Raw genomic sequence first — 4,433 nt, forward strand, 5'->3', positions numbered from 1 at the left:
GGTGCATCTTCTCTTCAGCCAGTTCAGAGCGCGAATGGTGCGGCATGAAGAAGTTCACCACAAAGGCACAAAGGGCACAAAGAATTCATCTTTTCTTCCTTTGTGTCCTTTGTGTCCTTTGTGTCCTTTGTGCCTTTGTGGTGAATATCTTCTCTGGCTATGTGGTGACTATGACCTGGGGCGAGAAGCATGATGGTATTTCTAGATTTGAAGCTTGCTGAGCATCGCCGCGGACGCTTTCTCGCCGCGGCGCTTCATGCACAGAGGCTCGGGGACACCCTCCCGGAGGGGGGGGGCCTGCTGATGATCGGCAAGGATTTGCAGGCGTCGGGTGATGTGGACCGGGATGTGCTGACGTCTTGGTGTGCGGCTCCGGGGCGTACCCTGTTGCTGTTGCCGCCATACGATGAGGGGCCGGTGCTTGCGTCTTTGGACTGGACCATCGGATTCAGGGACGCGGTTGCGCAGCCCGAAGGACGGCGTGTCCCCGATCTGCTGGCGCAGGAGACCACTTACCTGTTGCATGGCCGAGACGGCGATTGCGACCGTGAGGCCGGACACCAGTGGTCGGACTACTCGGTCAACACGCGATTCAGTAAGGCCCATTCCGGATCGGGGGTGTTGGCAGCGACCTGTCTGCCGTTGTGGTCGATCACCTTGCTGAACGAGGTCGCTGCGCTGGACCACTGGCTGCGGGCGTTGCACCGACACGCGGGGCTCGCCGTGGAGCACCGGGGAGCGGCTGCGGTCGTTGCGGGACCGGCACCCCTCATGCCCGAGGCGCTCGGGGTCATGGTATGTCTCTGCGGTTGGCAGACGGGCGACCCGGATGTCATTTTCAGCGCGCTCAAAGCGCAACCGGTGCCGATGTTTCAGCTTAACCGGGAGCGTGTCGCCGAGCTGCTCCCGAAACTGCGGGCCGGGGGTTACCTGGACGAGCAGGGGTTGTCCGCCGCGGGGGTCGCGGCCCTGCGCGCCTCACCCTACTGGGGCTTTGCGGTGCGATTGCGTGAGGAGTTGTCGTCATGACCGGTATCAACTTGGCGCAGACGCTTGCGATCGAGAGCCAGATTCGCCTGCCGGGTTCGGCGGGCCGTCTGATGAAGCAGATCCGGGACATCGAGGCGGTGGCGCCGCTCTTCCGGGATGCCGGGCTGGTGAAGGCGGTGCGGCGACCCGCCGTGATCGATCTTAGTGTCTCCGGTGTCGCCACCCGCTCAGCGGTCAAGAACGCCTTAGGCGGGTTCATCTATGCCTGTGCCGGGGTGCGTACTGATATGCTCATCGCGCAGAATCAGATCAGCACCAGGGGGAGCGACTCGATCTCGGAGCTCGACGATATCGACTTCGAGGCCCAGCGGAAACGCTTGGACCTGATTGAAATGCGGCATGGCTACCGGTTGGCGGAACGCTTACTCAGCGAGGCGTCACCGTCACATCTCATCTTGCTCGACACCCCGCTCTTCATCAGCCGCGATCTGGTACCGCAACGACATCACAAGAAACACCGGGGTGACTATGACAAGACCCGTGAGGTCATCGAGCAATTCTGGGAGCGCCATCGCCCTGAGCTGTTTCCCTGGAACCCGCGTGGCCCTGTCATGGCGAGCATCGTGGCTGAGCGCTTCAGTGCTATCGTGAGCATCGCCCGTCGCGATCTGCGCACGGCGGAAGGCCGCAACCATCTGCTCTTGAGCGATGGCTTCGACGAGGACCGGGCCGCTCGGCTCCTGGGGCTCGACGAGAAGCTGTCCGGGATTGGAGATCAGCGTTTCGTGCACGGTATCCTCGGCTCCTTTACGCGCACCATGGCCTATCGCATGACTGAAAGCCAGTCGCGGATGGCGCCCGAGGAAGCCGTGGCCGCCGGCCTGATCGGATTCCACTACAGGGGCGGGCGCGGGAGCGACATCCAGATGGTCCAGTTGGCCGGAGAAGAGCAGGACTGGGACAGCGCGGCACTCGACGCGGTCGCCTGGAAGCTGATGGTGCTCGACATGCAGAGCCAGCGCCGGGCCTACCCCTTGCCCCAGGTATTGGGCTACGAGCAACTGAAGGCCCTCGACCAGTTTGCTGCTTACTACCGGGCTGGCCTCAGTGACGCGATGAGACAGAACGATATCGAAGAGACCTGGTTATCTGGTCTGGATGAGGAATAATGAGCCATCAACTCAGGTTCAAACATTTGCACCACAAAGGCACAAAGGACACAAAGAATTTTCATGCGTTGTCCAGCGGCTGTATCTTACCGCCGAGGTTAGCCGAACCGGAACAGCACCTTATTGCATTTCTTTGTGATCTTTGTGCCTTTGTGGTGCAAATTCTATCTCTTGGGTTAGGGTTCTTTGTGCCTTTGTGGTGCGAATGCGCTTTCTAGGTTCTACAATGAAACACAGCGTGCTTGGAAAATTGGTCGGCAACACCGGGGACTCGTCGAAGTTGACGATGGTGGTGAATGGCTCCTTTGCCGTCAGACGGGGCGAGTTCGTCCGAATCATGCACCAGGAGCGGCAGGACGAGCCCCGGGTGCCTGTACTCGGCCGGGTCATTCGCATTCACCGTTCAAACCTGTTGTTCAACGCCGGGTTCGGGGACGGCGTGACCGAGCTTGAGTTGCTGCCCGGGGCGAGCGTCACCGGGGAACATCTGTATGCGAATCTGGAGCTGATCGGTTACCGCGATCCGGAAACGCGCCAGATCAAGATCCCGCGCCGACCGCCGGACCCCGGCGTCGCGGTTGAAACGGTGGATTTTCAGTTCCTCGCGGATTTCTATGAGTTCAACGAACACACCAGCTTGCACCTGGGGAACCTTGTAGGCTACGAGCACGGCGAGAATACGGTACCGGTGTTCCTCGACGTCAACAACCTGGTTACCGAGCACCTGGCGGTGCTGGCGATGACCGGCTCCGGTAAGTCCTACACGGTGGGCAGAATCATCGAGCGCCTGGTTGCCATCAACAACGGCAGCGTCGTGGTCTTCGACCCCCATGGCGAATACGGTCGCGCCTTCGCCAAGGGGCAACTGCAATTCGGTCAAGTCGAGGGGATCGACGATCCACGCGATCGGCACACGCTCCCGCGTATCAAAGCGATGTTCGAGCGGTTGCAGGCCGCCGATGCCGGCATTCAGGTCTATTCACCGCAGCACGAGTCGTTTCGGTTCAAGTACGCCGGCAAGAATCGCCCGCTGGCGCTTCAGTTCGACCGCTTCGAGATGGACGATGTGGCGGAGATTCTGCCGGGACTGACGGAACCCCAGCAGCGTGTGCTGGACGTCGCCATGCGTTATTGGCGCCATGTGGATAGGACCGAGCCGCGCGACATCAACCGTTTGCGCTATTTCCTCGGCGACGGAATCGATGAGATGAAGGGTTGGGATGATCTGTCGGACGCGGAGGCCAACGCCTTGAGCGGACGCAGCGCCGCGGTCGCCTCCATGAAGCTCAGCCGGGTCCTCAACGAGGCCCAGAGTTTTTACTCCGCCACCATGGCAGAGTCCACCGATATCTATCGTATGATCGGGCGACCCTCGAACCGCAAGGGTCGGCTTGTCGTTGTCGATCTCCAGGGTCTGAGCGATACCGCCAAGCAGGTGGTCTGCGCCTTGCTCTCCAGCGAGATCCTGCGCGCGGCGTCCAGCAAGACAGACCCGCTACGCCCCTGTTTTCTGGTCTATGAGGAGGGGCACAGTTTCGCCCCCGCCGACGGCAAGGCGGTGAGCCATCGGGTGATCAAGAAGATCGCGGGCGAGGGGCGCAAGTTCGGCGTCGGCTTCTGTATCGTGAGCCAGCGGCCTTCCAAGCTCGATGCCGATGTGACCTCTCAGTGCAACACCCTGATTACCATGCGCCTGAAGAACCCGGACGATCAGCGTTTCATCGCCAAGGCGTCTGATATGGTGAGTAAGGCCGACTTGGACGAACTGCCGAGCCTGTCGACCGGCGAGGCCTTGGTCTGCGGTCGGTCTATCCCGGCGCCCCTGCTGGTCAAAGTTGGCGGTAAGGCGCTGGTGCATGGCGGGGAGTCACCCCAGGTGCTCCAGGTCTGGGATACCTTCCATGAATGACGAGATCGCGCGCATCAGGGAGACACTGGACGGTTCTGATTTTCTCCAGCGCAGTTTCCCGGTGCTCTTTCACCCAGGGGTGAAAGACGAAGATGTGCTGATCCACAGTATCGGTTGTAGCCTTTGGAATACGCTTGGCCATGAGTTGGGATTTTCGGCTGTGGTCGAGGCGCCCGCGCCTGCCGCGGCCGGCTGTGATATCCGCTCGGATTCGGTTTGGTTTAGGCTCTTCGGGATCTCCGTAGGTTATGATATACTTATATTTCAGCATCTTGCGAGGTCTTGAAGGTCATCATGGACTCCAACAACGAGCCACTTAGACAAGCAATAGAGCTATTGCTAGATTTGCCCAATATCCAAGTGCA

General features: G+C 60.3%; 5 protein-coding genes. All 5 read left to right on the top strand.

Translation table 11 applies throughout. The features are described from left to right. Positions 1–221, top strand: a 221-nt coding sequence (locus QZY03_RS04770; RefSeq protein ID WP_295578629.1) for a hypothetical protein, incomplete at its 5' end; no start/stop codon positions are given. Then, positions 190–1,029, top strand: coding sequence for a hypothetical protein (locus QZY03_RS04775; protein ID WP_295578630.1), 840 nt, complete (start codon positions 190–192; stop codon positions 1,027–1,029). The genes QZY03_RS04770 and QZY03_RS04775, both read left to right, overlap by 32 nt. Continuing rightward, positions 1,026–2,159, top strand: a complete 1,134-nt coding sequence (locus QZY03_RS04780) for a hypothetical protein (RefSeq protein ID WP_295578631.1) — start codon at positions 1,026–1,028, stop codon at positions 2,157–2,159. Before QZY03_RS04775 ends, QZY03_RS04780 begins: the two co-directional genes overlap by 4 nt. Positions 2,160–2,397: 238 nt before the next feature. Next, positions 2,398–4,068 carry an ATP-binding protein gene (locus tag QZY03_RS04785; RefSeq protein ID WP_295578632.1) on the top strand — a complete coding sequence of 557 codons (1,671 nt, stop codon included), beginning with the start codon at positions 2,398–2,400 and terminating at the stop codon, positions 4,066–4,068. Further along, on the top strand, positions 4,061–4,354 hold the full coding sequence (locus QZY03_RS04790) for a hypothetical protein (protein ID WP_295578633.1): 294 nt from the start codon (positions 4,061–4,063) through the stop codon (positions 4,352–4,354). The genes QZY03_RS04785 and QZY03_RS04790 overlap by 8 nt, the downstream gene beginning before the upstream one ends. The last annotated feature ends 79 nt before the right edge of the window (positions 4,355–4,433 follow it).

This window comes from uncultured Lamprocystis sp. (genome assembly GCF_903933125.1).
In the GTDB taxonomy this organism is placed as follows: domain Bacteria; phylum Pseudomonadota; class Gammaproteobacteria; order Chromatiales; family Chromatiaceae; genus Thiodictyon.